Below are 14,181 nucleotides of genomic sequence, written 5' to 3'. Positions count from 1 at the left end.
TTATTTCTCAATCTGCGCGAAGCTGTGGAAGAAGCTCTCGACGTGGCTGGCATCCAGCGCATTGAGCGTGGGCGGGTTCCAGCGCGGGGCTTTATCCTTGTCGATGATCAGGGCGCGAACGCCTTCAATCAGGTCGCCACGTTCGAACCATTGACGGTCCAGGTGCAGCTCCAGAGCAAAGCACTGTTCCAGCGGGAGGTGCCGACCACGACGCAGCATTTGCAAGGTCACGGCCATGGCCAGGGGCGAGCGGGTCTGCATCAGATGCGCGGTAGTCAACGCCCATTCGTGGGTGTCGGCGACCGTAACCGCCTGCAATTGCTCGACGATGCTAGGTACATCCGGCAGGGCGAAGAAGTGATCAATGACCGGGCGCAGGGCCGCCAGCGGCGCATCGGGCAATTGCTGCACCGCCAGTTTGGCGAGCACACCTTGCAAATCCTTGAGGGGGGAATCGCTCCATTGCAACTGGTCGAGCTTGTTGTCCAGGGCGGGGAGTCTGGCGCTGTCGATAGACCAGTCGGCCAGCCCGCAATACAGCGCATCGGCGGCACGTATCTGCACCCCGGTCACGCCAAGGTAAGTCCCCAGCTCACCGGGAATACGCGACAGGAAATAGCTGCCGCCTACATCAGGGAAGTAGCCGATAGCCACTTCCGGCATCGCCAGGCGACTGCGTTCAGTGACGACCCGCAGATCCGCGCCTTGTACCAGGCCCATGCCGCCGCCGAGGACGAAGCCGTCCATCAGTGCCACGACCGGTTTACGGTAATGGTGGATGGCCAGGTCAAGGGCATATTCCTCCACGAAGAAATCCTGGTGCAGGGTGTCGCCGTTCTTGAAACTGTCGTACAGCGAGCGGATATCGCCGCCAGCGCAGAAGGCTTTTTCGCCGGCGCCACGCAGCACCACGGCATAAACCTGCGGGTCATCCGCCCACGCCTGCAACTGCGCCGTCAACTGGCGGACCATGTCGAGGGTGATGGCATTCAAGCCGGCGGGGCGATTGAGGGTGAGGTGGCCGATATGGTTACGCACTTCACTCAGTACTTCCTGCTGAATATCGGCGTGGCTTGCTTCGGATGAAACCTGAGCAGTCATCACTAACTCCCTGCTTTTATTGTTCTTTATCAAGATGTTCGCGGGCGAACCTTCTCGCGATCCTACCAGTGCAAATTTGCCCAGTACAACCGGTAATCATGCAGGTCGTTTTTGCATTTATGCAGCAGGGATCAAGCCGCGCGGTTGGCCAGGACCTCACCGATACTGCGACGTCGTGCATGGCCTTCTGCTGCGTGGATCAGTTGTTCCAGCTCAGTGGGCTCGACATCGTAAAATTGCTCCATTTCGGCCAGCGCCAGCTTGAGGTCGGCCGCTGTAATCGATGGATCGCTCACGGGCTGAATGCCGAGGACGACAGGAGCAGGCTCGGCTGGCCCCTTGGGGTAACGTGTGCGCGTGGCATTGTTATAGAGCAGTGCGCATCCCAGCAGAGCGCCGGCACCCAGTATGACCGGCGCCAGTTCATACCAGCCCAGGGCGATGGACGCAGGGTCGGCCAGTACCAGGGTCATGGCCAGGCCACCGGCCGGTGGGTGCAGGCAACGCAGCCAACAAATCAGGATTACCGTCATGCCCGCCGCCAGGCACGCGCTACCCAGGGTTCGCCCCAGTACCCGTGCCACCAGCAATGCAACGATGCCGGCACACAGGTAACTGCCCATGATCGACCATGGCTGGGCCAGCGCTCCCGATGACACCGCAAACAGCAACACGGCCGAAGCGCCAAGGGGGCCGAGCAAATGCAGGGCGACCTCCATGCCGAATACCTGGGCGCAAGCCCAGACACTGAACATTGTGCCCAAAGCCATGCCGATGCCGGCACGACTCCATTCAGCGGGGCGGGTGTTGATTGCAGCGGGTAACCAGCGAGCGAGCATTTAAAGACGATCCATAAACGGCGGGCGAAAAAAAAGGCCTGCCTGGTTTCCCGGTGCAGCCCTTTGAACGTTCCAACATTTGGGGGAGGAACCCGTGCAGTGTGCCGAGGTTGGTCTGATCGCACCACTGCATATTAATGAAGGTTAAACGCAAATATTATGCAGTTAAAGGGTGTCTCCGAAGGTAATGGGGCCTGCCACAGTGGGCGCTGGTGTGCAGAGTTTGCCCAGCACCCGGTTATTGGCCTCTTCATTGAACAAGCGCTCATGCAGGTTTTCGCGCAATTTGGCGTCGTCGGCCAGTGGCCCCTTCAACGCCACCAGCGCGTCGCGCAATGCCATCAAACGATCCAGTCTTGGTAAAGGTACATTCAACAGTTCCTCTCGCACGGCATTGTCCTCTCAATGAAGTAAGCCATCGCGCTTGGGCAGCCTACAGCGTCCTTGTAGTTATGGCGTGCCTTGACCCAAGCGCTTTCGGGACAGCCCTGACGATCGGGTGGTAGATACTTAACGCACGTGGCAGCGAGTCTACCGTCGGGTTCCATGCACAGGAAGGGAAAGTGCACCAGCTATTACGCAAAGGAATGTAGGTGTTTTCTTGGTGCTTGTGATGAAAGACGCCTACTGGTTAAAGAGTCGGCGTTCTTTCTTACAATGCCCCTGGAAAAGTGCTCATGGCACCGTGGTTTTTACCAGATGCAACAATACGTAGGGGTTCTTGTCGAACTCGCCGGTCAGCGTGGGCGTGATCGAACGCAAGCGTGGATCGTCCAGCCCTTCGAAGTCGGCCTGGCTCATGACCAACCATGCCGGGGCCTGGATCGGCTTCAATTCAATGGGCAATTGGGTAAACAGCGGGACCTTGTCACAATCGAAGTTGACCATGAACTTGATGGCTTTCGCGTCTTTACCCAGCGCGTGCAGCACCACGGGCGCCGGTTGCTGCAGGACTTGAGCCTTGACGGCGAGGCTGAACGTGCGGGTGTCGTATAACCGACGCTCCAGGGGTTCGACCACGAGGATGTAGGTTGTCCAAAGGGCCAGCACTGCAGCCAGGGCCGGGCCATACGTACGCAGTCGGGACTTGAGCAGTGTCAGCAGCGCCAGGATCTGAAGCAGCCCAAGCACGGCGAAGATCACTTCGAGGTGGGCCAGCGGCTCCGGATAACGCCGCCGCGCCACTAGCAGGCCAATCACCAACAGCGTCGGCAATAGCGTCCAGACGCCCAGCATCAGGCCGCGCAGCCAGGCAAACAGTCGCCCCTGTGTCGCCTGGAACGGATACGCGGCAATGATCGCTGCCATCGGCAACATCGGCAGGATATAGCGCGCTTTTTTCGCCTGGGGCACCGACAGGCCCACCATCACCAGCACACCCGCGGCTGCGCAATACAACACCAGCTTCAATGCCGGATCCGGTGTGCGCCGCCCGCCGATCATGACCGCCACCAGTACCAATATTGCCAGCGGATAAGCCAGCGCGTAGTTACCCATGGAGCTGGTGAAGTAATACAGCACACCGCCGGAGCCTTCGCTGCCATCCATGCGCCCCAGGAACTGCATACGAATCACGTCATGCATGAAGTCTTCGCCGCCGCTGAGCTTGGCCAGCAGCAGCAACAGACCGACGCACGCCGCCAGCAGCGCCAACGCCAGCAGGCCGAAGCTGAACAGGCTGCGCCATTGGCGGTTGATCAGGTAATAGCTGCACAAAACGCCTGTGGGGATCACCAGGCCAATCGGCCCACGCAGTGCAAACCCGAGCAGCAGCAACACAAACACCCAATGCAAGCGCTTGGCAGCAGCGAAGTGATCATGGGCATAGCCCAGATAGAACACCGCCAGGGTCACGGCGGCGAGCATCTGGTCCAAGGAGACCGCGCGGGTTTCGCTGACAAAGGTGCTGCTGAGCAGCAACATTGCCAGGCTCAACAGCCCCCAGCGCGGGGAGTAGGGCGCAGTCAGGCGGTAGACCAGCATTACGATCACTGCTGACGCGACCGCGGTGGGCAGCCATGCCGTCAGGCTGGTGACCTGGCCCAATGGCAACGACAGCAGCCAGGTCAGCAGCGTTGAAGTCGCCAGGTAGTCGGCATACGGTTGGCCGTAGGTCGTGGGGAAGAAACCAGGCCCGTGGCGCAGCATTTCCTGGGCAAACACCACGAAGCGTGAATCAAAGCCAATAATTGCCTGGTGCCAGTTGCCGGCGATAAACAGCACCAGCGCCAAGAGCCCAAGCCCCAGTGAATGGCGGCGGATTGTGCTGCTCTGCATGGATGGGAAAGCCTTGTTCACCTAGCCGACATCCCTGACCTGTTCCACCCAATTTTGCTGGGGAATCGGCAACTCGCAGGAATCGCCACGGCCAATGGGGAAATACTTGAAGCCTTTGCGTGTCAGGCGTTCGCCGTCATACAGGTTGCGGCCATCGAAGATCACCGGGGTTTTCAAGCGCTGGTGAATCAGGTCGAAGTCCGGCGCCTTGAATTGTTGCCATTCGGTGCACACGATCAGCGCATCGGCGCCGCCCAGGGTGGACTCCGGGGTGCCCATCAGCATCAGGCGCGGGTCGTCGCCATAGATCCGCTGGGTTTCCTGCATGGCTTCCGGGTCGAAGGCGCGCACATTGGCACCGGCGGCCCACAAGGCTTCCATCAGCACGCGGCTGGGAGCGTCGCGCATGTCATCGGTGTTGGGCTTGAAGGCCAGGCCCCACAGGGCGAAGGTCTTGCCCTTCAGATTGCCTTTGAAGAACGCATTGATGCGCTCGAACAGCTTGCTCTTCTGGCGCTGGTTGATGGCTTCCACTGCTTCGAGCAGGTCGCTGGAGCAGTTGGCTTGCTTGGCGCTATGGATCAAGGCACGCATGTCTTTGGGGAAGCACGAGCCGCCGTAGCCACAGCCTGGGTAGATGAAGTGGTAGCCGATTCGCGAGTCGGCACCAATGCCCAGGCGCACCGATTCAATATCGGCGCCCAGGTGCTCGGCCAGTTCGGCAATCTGGTTGATGAAGCTGATCTTGGTGGCCAACATGCAGTTGGCGGCGTACTTGGTCAGTTCGGCGCTGCGCAGGTCCATAAAAATGATGCGGTCGTGGTTGCGATTGAACGGCGCGTACAGGTCGCGCATGACCTCACGTACTTCCTCGCGCTCGCAGCCAATGATGATGCGGTCCGGGCGGCGGCAGTCGGCAACGGCCGAGCCTTCCTTGAGGAATTCCGGGTTGGAGACAATATCGAACTCCAACTGACGGCCAGCGGCATTCAGGTTCTTTTCGATATGAGCGCGCAGGGTGTCACCGGTGCCGACCGGCACGGTGGATTTCTCCACCAGGATTACCGGCTGCACGCGGTGGCGGGACACGGCGTCACCCACCGACAGCACGTATTTCAGGTCGGCAGAGCCGTCTTCATCCGACGGCGTACCCACGGCGATGAACAACACTTCACCGTGCTCGACAGCGAGTTTTTCGTCGTAGGTAAAATGCAGGCGTCCGCTTTCCAGGTTGTCCTTGACCATCGCGGCCAGGCCCGGCTCGAAGATGGTCACGTGACCTTTCTGGAGCGACTCGACCTTGCTCTTGTCAACGTCCATGCAAATGACATCGTGACCGACTTCGGCTAATACAGTGGCCTGTACCAGACCAACGTAACCACTACCAAATACGCTGATTTTCATGGGGTATTCCTGGGACTTGAGGTGCATGCACGACGAGAGTTGATAACCAGTACGCCGAGGATGACCAAGGCCACCCCCAGGGTTTTTGAAAGCGAGAAAGCTTCGTTGAACACCGGCAGGCTGGCGGCCAGCAGATAGACCAACGCGTAGCTGATGCTGAGCAGCGAGTAGGCACGGCCCAGAGGCAAATGCTTGAGTGCGCCAAGCCAGCAGAGCATCGACAGCGCGTAGGCGATGATCGCCAGGATCACCACGCCCAGGGCGCTCAGGTCGATGCTGTTGTGGGCGAAGGCGGCCAGCCACTCGGTGGGCAAGGGCAGGCGCGTCATGCTCCAGCGCATGCCCAGTTGGGCGCCACTCACCAGGCCGACACTGCCCAGGGCCAGGGCGAAACCCTTTATGCGGCTCATACCTGGCGCCCCAGCAGCACGACGCCGGCAATCACCAGCCCCACACCCAGCCAGTGGCGGCCATCAATGGGTTCGTGAAATACAAAGCGCGCCATCAGCGTGACCAACACAAAATTCAGGCTGAGCATGGGGTATGCAATCCCCACTTCCAGGCGTTGCAATACCAGCAGCCACACCACCAGGCCCAGGCCCAGGCACACCAACGCTGACCATAACCACGGCGAGCGCAGCTTCAACGCCCAGCCTTGAGGCAGGTTCCGCCAGCTTTCCACGGCGAACTTTTGCGAGACCTGGCCCATGCAGGTGAGCAAGCAGGCTGTGAGCAACAGCAGCAGGGTGGTCATGGCGCGACCTGCGGGAAAATCAGGATCACGATCTTGCCTTGGGCATAACGCTTGCCGTCGGCGGGCAGCAGCGCGAGCTCTTCCTTTTCACCTTGGCTGTTGACGCGCATCACCACACCCACGGCGCCCGTGCGGCGGGTTTGCGCCATCCATGCCTGGATCGCGTTACGGTCGACCAGCCGATGGGCCGTGTCGGCGTAAGCCAGCCCGTACTTGACCTCGCCCGAGGTGTTGTAGAGCGTGATATCCGGTCGTTTGAGACGCCAGGACAGTGCAGAAGCAGCGCCCAGATCGTTGCTCAACAGGGCGACAGTGGGCTGTAATTCCTCGATGTGATCGATGATGAACTGGTCCGGGGTCTTGTTATAAACCACCGAATGGGGCAATGCCGCAGGCACCAAAACCACTAGTAGCCCACTGCCAATCAGAGGCGCGGCCCACAACGTCAAGGGCCGTGCCGCTTGCAGCAGGTTGACCACGATCCAACCGAACAGGAAGATGAACACCAGCACCAGGCTGAAGGTTTCCTCACCCGGCTCGTACACCGGTTTTTTCAACTGGAACCAGCTGAGGGCCAGCAATACCAGCACACCGATCGCCAGGTTCAGCCAGCCATTGATGCGCAGGACGCGACCGTGGCCTTGCTTGAGCTTGTCGCTCAAGGTCGAGCCCATCAGCAACGCCAGGGGCAGCATGCAAGGCATGATGTAGGAGGGCAACTTGCCCTTGGCCAGGCTGAAAAACGCCAGCGGCATCAACAGCCATAGCAGCAGGAATGCGGTTTTCGGCGCGCGCTTTTGCAGCCATGCCTGCTTGAGCGTGGACGGCAACAGGGCTACCCACGGTAGCGCGAACGCTACCAGCAGCGGCAGGTAATACCAGAACGGCTCAGCGTGCTGGGCATCTTCCCCGGCAAAGCGCTGGATGTGCTCGTGCCAGAAAAAGAAATGCCAGTAGTCCGGTTCTTGCAGGTGCACAGCCAATGCCCACGGCACGCTGACAGCAATTGCAACCACCACGGCCACGCCGCCAACCGTGCACAACTCACCCAGGCGTTTTTGCCAGAGGGCGTAGGGCAGGGCGATCAATACCGGTAGCAACCAGGCCAGGAAGCCCTTGGTCATGAAGCCCATGCCGCACGCGAAACCCAACAGCGCCCATGACCACAGTCGGCCGCGCCGCGTGCTGCTGTCAAAGCAGAACCACAACGCCACGCCGGTCAGGTTGACCCAGAAGGTGAACTGCGGGTCCAGGTTGGAATAACCACCGAGGGCCGCCACGCTGACGAAGCTCATGTACAGCAGGGTGCTGACCAGGCTTTTGTGCGGGTCGTTCCACAACCGGCGGGATACCAGGTAAACCAGCACAATGCTCAAGGCGCTGCTCAAGGCCGAGGCAAACCGCACGCCGAACAGGTTCTGCCCGAAAATCGCCTGGCCCAGCGCAATCATCCAGTAGCCCGCGGCGGGTTTTTCGAAGTAACGAATGCCCATGAAGTGCGGTGAGGCCCATTTGCCGGTCAGCAGCATTTCCTGGCTGATCTGCGCATAGCGGGTTTCATCGGGAATCCACAGGCCATGGGTGGCCAGCGGCAGCAGGTAAAACGCGGCAAACGCCAGCAGGAGCAGGGGCAAGGCCCAGCGACGAATCATGCCTGCTGTACTCCCAGCCAACCCTCGCGGCCGCTCAATGCGCCGCGCACCAGTTTTTGTTGGGGCAGGGTGGTTACATCTGCGGGCAGAAGATCACCCAAGGGTTTGAAATCAATGCCGCGCTGCCCTGCCTGGGCGAGCAACTGGCGAAAATCATTGGCCATCAGAATCCCTTCAACTTCTGCGTGGATTGTGTAGACGTTCAGCTTCGCTGCGCTGAACCGGTCCAGGATGAAGCGGTTGAAATCATTGGCAGCCACCACCGGCCCGACGACTTCGTCGAAGGTCGGCAGGTCCACCGGAATTTGTGGGGTGCCCGCACTGCCATCGGCCAGTGTCGGTCGAAACAGGCTGGTGCCCCGGCAATCACTGTTGTAGCGAAAATTGAAGCCTTGCTTGGCTTGCACCACACGTTCGTCGGCGCGCCACCCGGCGGCGGCTGAACAGTCCACGCGCTCGCCTAGAATGTCGCTCAAAGTCTGCACACCACGCCGAATCTGCTCGACCAGCTGTGCCTCGCTCCAACGCCCGGTATTGGCCTGCCAGCCATGGTGATCCCAGGCGTGCAGGCCGACTTCATGCCCGGCGGCCTTGGCCTGGCGCATCAGATGCCCCAGGTCGCGGCCGATCGGCTTGCCAGGCCAGGCGGTGCCGGCCAGCAAGATGTCCCAGCCATACAGGCCGGCGGCGTTGGAACGCAGCATCTTCCACAGAAACTGTGGCCGAATCAGGCGCCACAGATGGCGGCCCATGTTGTCCGGGCCGACACTGAAGAAGAACGTCGCCTTTACCCCGGCTTCATCCAGGGATTCGAGCAGCCGCGGCACACCTTCACGGGTGCCACGGTAGGTGTCGACGTCGATGCGAAGACCTGCCTGCATTACTTTTTATCCGCAATTTCAAGCATGGCTTCACGCAGGAAGAAATCGAGCGTGTTGCCGATGGTTTCGCTCATCTGCACGCTCGGCTCCCAGTTCAGCAGGCGCTTGGCGTTCTCGATGCTCGGCTTGCGGTGCGCCACGTCCTGGTAGCCCGTGCCATAGAACGCCTTGCTTTCGACGTCGCGGAAACCGGCGAACGGTGGGAAGTTGTGGCGCAGGGGGTGAGCCTCGAACTGACGCAGCAGTTCTTCACCCAACTGGCGGATGCTCGCTTCGTTTTCCGGGTTGCCGATGTTGATGATCTGGCTGTCGCACACGCCATTGTCGTTATCAATGATGCGCGCCAGCGCTTCGATACCGTCGGCAATGTCGGTGAAGCAACGCTTCTGCTCACCACCGTCGAACAGACGGATCGGCGTACCTTCCACCAGGTTCAGGATCAATTGGGTAATGGCGCGGGAGCTGCCGATACGCGCAGAGTCCAGGCGGTCCAGACGCGGGCCCATCCAGTTGAACGGACGGAACAGGGTGAACTTCAGGCCCTTGTCGCCGTAGGCCCAGATCACGCGGTCCAGCAGTTGCTTGGACACCGAGTAGATCCAGCGCTGCTTGTTGACCGGACCGACCACCAGGTTGGAGGTGTCTTCATCGAAATACTGGTCCTGGCACATGCCATAGACTTCGGAGGTCGAGGGGAAGATCACGCGCTTGTTGTACTTGACGCAGTAGCGCACCAGCTTGAGGTTTTCTTCGAAGTCCAGTTCGAACACACGCAGTGGGTTACGGGTGTATTCGATTGGCGTGGCGATGGCAACCAATGGCAGGACCACGTCGCATTTCTTGATGTGGTATTCGATCCACTCGGTGTGGATGCTGATATCGCCTTCCACATAATGGAAATTCGGGTGGCTGCGCAGACGCTCGATGGCGTCGGAGCCGATGTCCAGGCCATAGACTTCGTAACGGTCGTCACGCAGCAGGCGCTCGGACAGGTGGTTACCGATAAAGCCGTTTACGCCCAGGATCAACACGCGGGTACGACGTGGCTTGCGGCCAGACTCGGCGCCGCGCAGTACGGAGCCATCCACCAGGCCTAGTTCATCGGCCAGGGCCGGACCGGCCAGGTACAGGCCGTTTTCGTTACGCTGGCCAAACTTGATGACCAAGGAGTCTTCACCGCAGGCAATACGCAGCGGGTTGACGCTGATCACACGGCCTGGCGCCAAACCGTCGTTGCCCTTGACCACGTCGGCTTGCCATACGATCAGCTTGTGCTCGCCCACTGCGCAGAAGGCGCCCGGGTACGGCTGCGTCACCGCGCGCACCAGGTTGAACAGTTGTTCGGCAGGCTTTTTCCAGTCCAGCTTGCCATCGGCGGCAGTGCGGCGGCCAAAATAGGTGGCTTGACTTTCGTCCTGGGCGGTTTCGGTCAGCTTGCCCATGGCCAATTGTGGCAGCGCGTCGCGCAGCAAGGCTGTGGCCGCATCACGCAACTTGGCGTGCAGGCTCAGGCCGGTATCGGTGCGGTCGATGCTGACTTTCTGCTGGGCGAGGATGGCGCCGGCATCGGCACGCTTGACCATGCGGTGCAGGGTGACGCCGGTTTCGGTTTCGCCGTTGACCAACACCCAGTTGGCCGGGGCGCGGCCACGGTATTTAGGCAGCAACGAACCGTGCAGGTTGAACGCGCCTTTGCGAGCGGTGGCCAGCAGCGGTTCGCTCAGCAGGTTGCGGTAGTAGAAGGAGAAGATGTACTCCGGGTTCAACTTGGCGATGCGCTCGACCCACAGCGGGTGGTTGGCGTCTTCCGGGGCGTGCACCGGGATGCCATGGCGTGCGCAGAGCTGGGCGACGGAGCCGTAGAAATTGTTTTCCTTGGGGTCATCGGCATGGGTGAACACGGCAGCAATGTCGTAACCCGCACCGAGCAGGGCTTCAATGCCTGCACAGCCGATATCGTGGTAAGCGAAGACAACAGCTTTTGAACTCATGACTGAACCTGATCCGAAGGAGAAGTAGAAGTATGGGAAGACACCAGGCCGTCAACGACGACGACTGGAGTCGGTGCTGCCGGCTGGTTGCGCAGCACTTTTTCAATAAAGAAGCGCGGGCGGGCGCGTACATCGCTGTACATGCGGCCCAGGTATTCGCCCAGCAGGCCCATGCCGATGAACTGGCCACCGGTAAACACGAACAGCACCGCAAACAGCACGAACAGACCATCACCCGCCCAATCGGCGCCGAAGGCCAGGCGCATGACGATCAGCGCAAAGGCGAACAGCACGCCCAACGCCGCGAGGCTGAAACCGACGATGGACAGCAGGCGCAATGGTGTGGTGGTCATGCAGGTCAGCAGGTCGAACATCAAGCTGATCAGGCGCATGGCGCTGTATTTGGACTCGCCGTGCTCACGCTCGGCGTGGTGCACGAGGATTTCCGTGGTATGGCGGGCAAAGCCGTTGGCCAGGATCGGGATGAAGGTGCTGCGTTCACGGCAGGCGAGCATGGCGTCGACGATGGTGCGGCGGTAGGCACGCAACATGCAGCCGTAGTCGGTCATGGCCACGCCGGTAGAGCGCTGCACGGCCAGGTTGATCAAGCGCGACGGCCAGCGACGGAACGCTGAGTCCTGGCGGTTGTTACGCACCGTGGCGACCACGTCGTAGCCCAGGGCAGCTTGCTCCACCAGGCGCGGGATCTCTTCCGGCGGGTTCTGCAAGTCGGCGTCGAGGGTGATTACGACTTCGCCACGGCACTGTTCGAAGCCGGCCATGATCGCGGCGTGCTGGCCGTAGTTGCGGTTGAGGATCACCGCTACAACATGGCTGCCTTCTTCAGCGGCGGCGTCTTCGAGCAGTTGGGCCGAATTGTCGCGGCTACCGTCATCCACCAGGATGATTTCGTATTCGTAGGCCAGCTGCTTGCAGGCTGCTGTAGTACGACGCAGCAGCTCCGGCAGGCTCTCTTGTTCGTTGTAGACCGGGATAACGATCGACACGCAGTGAATAGGGTAGGGTTTCAAAGTTTCATGACCTCGGCTGGAGCAACTTGACGCGTGAAAACAGCAGCAATCATCGGGCAGAACTACAGCCCGCAGATGACAACGCGGCGCTAAAGATAAAGCGTAATCAACAGGTTAGTCGATAAACCACGGAATGCCCTGAAGTACTGCTTACAAGGTTAAGCGCAAATGTGTGCAACGAATATGAAAGGCGGATGAAAAACTCGTTTATTTGACAGGTAGACAGCTAGGGTTCAGCTAAGTAATCAAGGCGTTACATGTGCAGGCCGGATGGTCAGATCGGAACGCTGTGCCGGGCGTTTGGTTCAATCCGGGCGCTCCCGCTCGGCCAATGCCGGTGATTGAACAATCTTCTCTGCATTGGCGCTCAAGTGCCGGTAAAGTAAGCCATCTCTTGCCAGGGTACTCGGATGAATAGCGTGCAGCTTTTGCGCGGCCAGTTGCGGCCTGCGTTGATGGGATTATTGATGACGATGGCCTGTTTCACCAGCGTACGCGCCGATGAAGGGATCGCACTGACCAGCATTGAACAGGTGCCGGAAGGTGTGGAAGTGCCCGGCAAGCAAGTCGGTGCTTATACCTGGGATGACCTTCAGGGCAAGAACCTGCTGGTACTCGCCGAGCAGGTCAGCGAGCGGGAGGATGATGGCACCCAGTCGGCGTTTGTCTACGCAGCGCAGTACCTGCTCACGGGCGATCGCCCCAAGCGGGTCTGGATGCTGCACGACGACGTGCAACACTGCGAGTTCGACGCCAGCCTGCGCTTTGATCAGGCGGCCACCAAAGTCACCGACCTGCTGCGCGACGGCAATACCCAGGTCACGGTCGGTTATTCGCGCACCTGTACCAGTGATGTGAGCCCCAATGAGTTCAAGCTGATCATGCGGGTCGGCAAGTCCGGCAAGTATCGCCTGCGCGGCCTCGATCGCGTCGGCGCCAGTTGGTGGGACGAAGATGCCGGTGCCCTGCGCGGCATGCCCTTGCCCACTGACTGCAGCGTCGAGGCCCAACAGAAGTTGGTCAGCCAGTACAAGGAGCAGGGCACCGAACTGCCACTGCCAGGCTGCTATGGCGACGAGAAGGACTTTGCCAAGGCCCCGGCTGGCTACCTAACGTTTATGCGTGGGCATTGGTTTGCGCTGATGCAGCGACAGGACGCTGACTGGAGCCAGTCCCTGGCGCAACCGCAGGAACCGGCAGAGGAAGTCGAATTGGCGCCGTGATTTTGTGCCAGGGCCGCGCCTGGGTTAGACTCAGTCTTCGCCAACCCACTAAATACATCGATTAATCAATGAGTTGATTGATGTATTTAATCCAAAGGCTGATCCCTTGACCGAGACTATCCGCAACCCGCTGACCCTCTACCTCACTCGCCTGGCGCCCTCCAGCCAACTGACCATGCGCTACGTGCTGCAGGATGCCGCCGACCGCCTGGGTTTCGAAGACCTCAACCTCGAAGACATTGACTGGCATCTACTGCAACCCGAACACGTCGTCGCACTGGTGGCCGCATTGCGCGAGGACGGCTATGCGCCGAATACCTCATCGCTGTACGTGAATGCGGTACGAGGAGTGATGAATGAAGCGTGGCGCATGAGCTTGATCAGCCAGGATCACCTGTTGAAGATGCGCTCGGTCAAGGCTGCCGCCGGTACGCGCCTGGGGCAGGGCCGCAACCTGCGTCGTACACTGATCCGCGAGATGCTCGATGTATGCGCCGCCGATCCTCGGCCCCAGGGCCTGCGGGATGCCGCAGTGATCGGCCTGTTGTATGGCTCCGGGATGCGCAAGTCGGAGTCGGTCAATCTCGACCTCGAGCAGATCAATTTTGATCAGCGCAGCCTGCGGGTGATCGGCAAAGGTAATAAGGAACTGATCAAGTACGCGCCGGACTGGGCGTTCGCAAAACTGCGGGCGTGGCTTGAGTTTCGTCGTGAACAACTCAAGGAAGGTGAGCAGGACGACACCTTTCTGTTCAACCGTATCCGCCGGGGCAGCCACATCACGCGCGAACGCATTACCAAACATGCGATTTATTACATTGCTCGGCAGCGCGGTGATCAGGTGGGTGTGAAAATCATGCCCCATGATTTCCGCCGTTCGTTCATCACCCGAGTGATCGAAGAGCATGATTTGTCGATTGCCCAGAAATTGGCGCATCACACCAATATCCAGACCACCGCCAGCTACGACGTACGCGACGACAATGAGCGGCGCAGGGCAGTGGACCGCTTTGATCTGTGAGCTGGGC

The 14,181-nt window shown here is 60.0% G+C and carries 13 protein-coding genes; 2 read left to right on the top strand and 11 right to left on the bottom strand.

Annotated features, from left to right (window positions below; all coding sequences use genetic code 11):
• From E4O98_RS17795 to arnC, 11 genes are all read right to left on the bottom strand, one after another.
• On the bottom strand, positions 1 to 1,101 hold the full coding sequence (locus E4O98_RS17795) for an enoyl-CoA hydratase/isomerase family protein (RefSeq protein ID WP_005788310.1): 1,101 nt from the start codon (positions 1,099 to 1,101) through the stop codon (positions 1 to 3).
• A gap of 131 nt (positions 1,102 to 1,232) precedes the next feature.
• Complete coding sequence (locus tag E4O98_RS17790) at positions 1,233 to 1,940, bottom strand: HPP family protein (RefSeq protein WP_248135813.1); 708 nt, start codon at positions 1,938 to 1,940, stop codon at positions 1,233 to 1,235.
• 165 nt (positions 1,941 to 2,105) lie between these two features.
• Positions 2,106 to 2,294, bottom strand: a complete 189-nt coding sequence (locus E4O98_RS17785) for a type VI secretion system contractile sheath small subunit (protein ID WP_256584644.1) — start codon at positions 2,292 to 2,294, stop codon at positions 2,106 to 2,108.
• A 321-nt stretch (positions 2,295 to 2,615) separates the two neighbouring features.
• Positions 2,616 to 4,238 (bottom strand): phospholipid carrier-dependent glycosyltransferase, encoded by a 1,623-nt coding sequence (locus E4O98_RS17780; RefSeq protein WP_223018319.1) that lies wholly within the window; start codon positions 4,236 to 4,238, stop codon positions 2,616 to 2,618.
• Positions 4,239 to 5,621 carry a UDP-glucose/GDP-mannose dehydrogenase family protein gene (locus E4O98_RS17775; RefSeq protein WP_032875337.1) on the bottom strand — a complete coding sequence of 461 codons (1,383 nt, stop codon included), beginning with the start codon at positions 5,619 to 5,621 and terminating at the stop codon, positions 4,239 to 4,241. It lies immediately after the preceding gene.
• Entirely contained in the window at positions 5,618 to 6,031 is a 414-nt protein-coding gene (arnF, locus tag E4O98_RS17770; protein ID WP_078821367.1) for a 4-amino-4-deoxy-L-arabinose-phosphoundecaprenol flippase subunit ArnF, read from the bottom strand. The genes E4O98_RS17775 and arnF overlap by 4 nt, the downstream gene beginning before the upstream one ends.
• On the bottom strand, positions 6,028 to 6,375 hold the full coding sequence (arnE, locus tag E4O98_RS17765; RefSeq protein WP_103735166.1) for a 4-amino-4-deoxy-L-arabinose-phosphoundecaprenol flippase subunit ArnE: 348 nt from the start codon (positions 6,373 to 6,375) through the stop codon (positions 6,028 to 6,030). Before arnE ends, arnF begins: the two co-directional genes overlap by 4 nt.
• Entirely contained in the window at positions 6,372 to 8,027 is a 1,656-nt protein-coding gene (gene arnT, locus E4O98_RS17760) for a lipid IV(A) 4-amino-4-deoxy-L-arabinosyltransferase (RefSeq protein WP_248135812.1), read from the bottom strand. Before arnT ends, arnE begins: the two co-directional genes overlap by 4 nt.
• Positions 8,024 to 8,908, bottom strand: a complete 885-nt coding sequence (arnD, locus tag E4O98_RS17755; protein WP_032875325.1) for a 4-deoxy-4-formamido-L-arabinose-phosphoundecaprenol deformylase — start codon at positions 8,906 to 8,908, stop codon at positions 8,024 to 8,026. The genes arnT and arnD overlap by 4 nt, the downstream gene beginning before the upstream one ends.
• The gene (gene arnA / locus E4O98_RS17750; protein WP_248135811.1) at positions 8,908 to 10,899 is read right to left on the bottom strand and encodes a bifunctional UDP-4-amino-4-deoxy-L-arabinose formyltransferase/UDP-glucuronic acid oxidase ArnA; all 1,992 of its coding nucleotides are present in this window, start codon (positions 10,897 to 10,899) and stop codon (positions 8,908 to 8,910) included. Before arnA ends, arnD begins: the two co-directional genes overlap by 1 nt.
• Positions 10,896 to 11,930, bottom strand: coding sequence for an undecaprenyl-phosphate 4-deoxy-4-formamido-L-arabinose transferase (arnC, locus tag E4O98_RS17745; protein ID WP_005788328.1), 1,035 nt, complete (start codon positions 11,928 to 11,930; stop codon positions 10,896 to 10,898). Before arnC ends, arnA begins: the two co-directional genes overlap by 4 nt.
• Positions 11,931 to 12,340: 410 nt before the next feature.
• Here arnC and E4O98_RS17740 point away from each other — a divergent pair, with 410 nt between their 5' ends.
• Together E4O98_RS17740 and E4O98_RS17735 are read left to right on the top strand one after the other, a co-directional pair.
• The gene (locus tag E4O98_RS17740; protein ID WP_248135810.1) at positions 12,341 to 13,153 is read left to right on the top strand and encodes a hypothetical protein; all 813 of its coding nucleotides are present in this window, start codon (positions 12,341 to 12,343) and stop codon (positions 13,151 to 13,153) included.
• A gap of 106 nt (positions 13,154 to 13,259) precedes the next feature.
• A complete protein-coding gene (locus E4O98_RS17735; protein ID WP_103735172.1) occupies positions 13,260 to 14,174 on the top strand; it encodes a tyrosine-type recombinase/integrase in 915 nt (304 codons plus the stop codon).
• Positions 14,175 to 14,181 lie beyond the last annotated feature (7 nt).

This window comes from Pseudomonas sp. W2Jun17 (genome assembly GCF_023127795.1).
In the GTDB taxonomy this organism is placed as follows: domain Bacteria; phylum Pseudomonadota; class Gammaproteobacteria; order Pseudomonadales; family Pseudomonadaceae; genus Aquipseudomonas; species Aquipseudomonas synxantha_A.
The sequence above is the reverse complement of the archived record's forward strand: the minus strand, read 5'-3'. Positions and strand labels throughout refer to the sequence as shown.

What these genes read in the sequence shown, in the direction of transcription:
- E4O98_RS17795 (WP_005788310.1), bottom strand. Translation starts at nt 1,101, where the DNA reads ATGACTGCTCAGGTTTCATCCGAAGCAAGCCACGCCGATATTCAGCAG.
- E4O98_RS17790 (WP_248135813.1), bottom strand. Translation starts at nt 1,940, where the DNA reads ATGCTCGCTCGCTGGTTACCCGCTGCAATCAACACCCGCCCCGCTGAA.
- E4O98_RS17775 (WP_032875337.1), bottom strand. Translation starts at nt 5,621, where the DNA reads ATGAAAATCAGCGTATTTGGTAGTGGTTACGTTGGTCTGGTACAGGCC.
- arnF (WP_078821367.1), bottom strand. Translation starts at nt 6,031, where the DNA reads ATGAGCCGCATAAAGGGTTTCGCCCTGGCCCTGGGCAGTGTCGGCCTG.
- arnE (WP_103735166.1), bottom strand. Translation starts at nt 6,375, where the DNA reads ATGACCACCCTGCTGCTGTTGCTCACAGCCTGCTTGCTCACCTGCATG.
- arnT (WP_248135812.1), bottom strand. Translation starts at nt 8,027, where the DNA reads ATGATTCGTCGCTGGGCCTTGCCCCTGCTCCTGCTGGCGTTTGCCGCG.
- arnD (WP_032875325.1), bottom strand. Translation starts at nt 8,908, where the DNA reads ATGCAGGCAGGTCTTCGCATCGACGTCGACACCTACCGTGGCACCCGT.
- arnA (WP_248135811.1), bottom strand. Translation starts at nt 10,899, where the DNA reads ATGAGTTCAAAAGCTGTTGTCTTCGCTTACCACGATATCGGCTGTGCA.
- E4O98_RS17740 (WP_248135810.1), top strand. Translation starts at nt 12,341, where the DNA reads ATGAATAGCGTGCAGCTTTTGCGCGGCCAGTTGCGGCCTGCGTTGATG.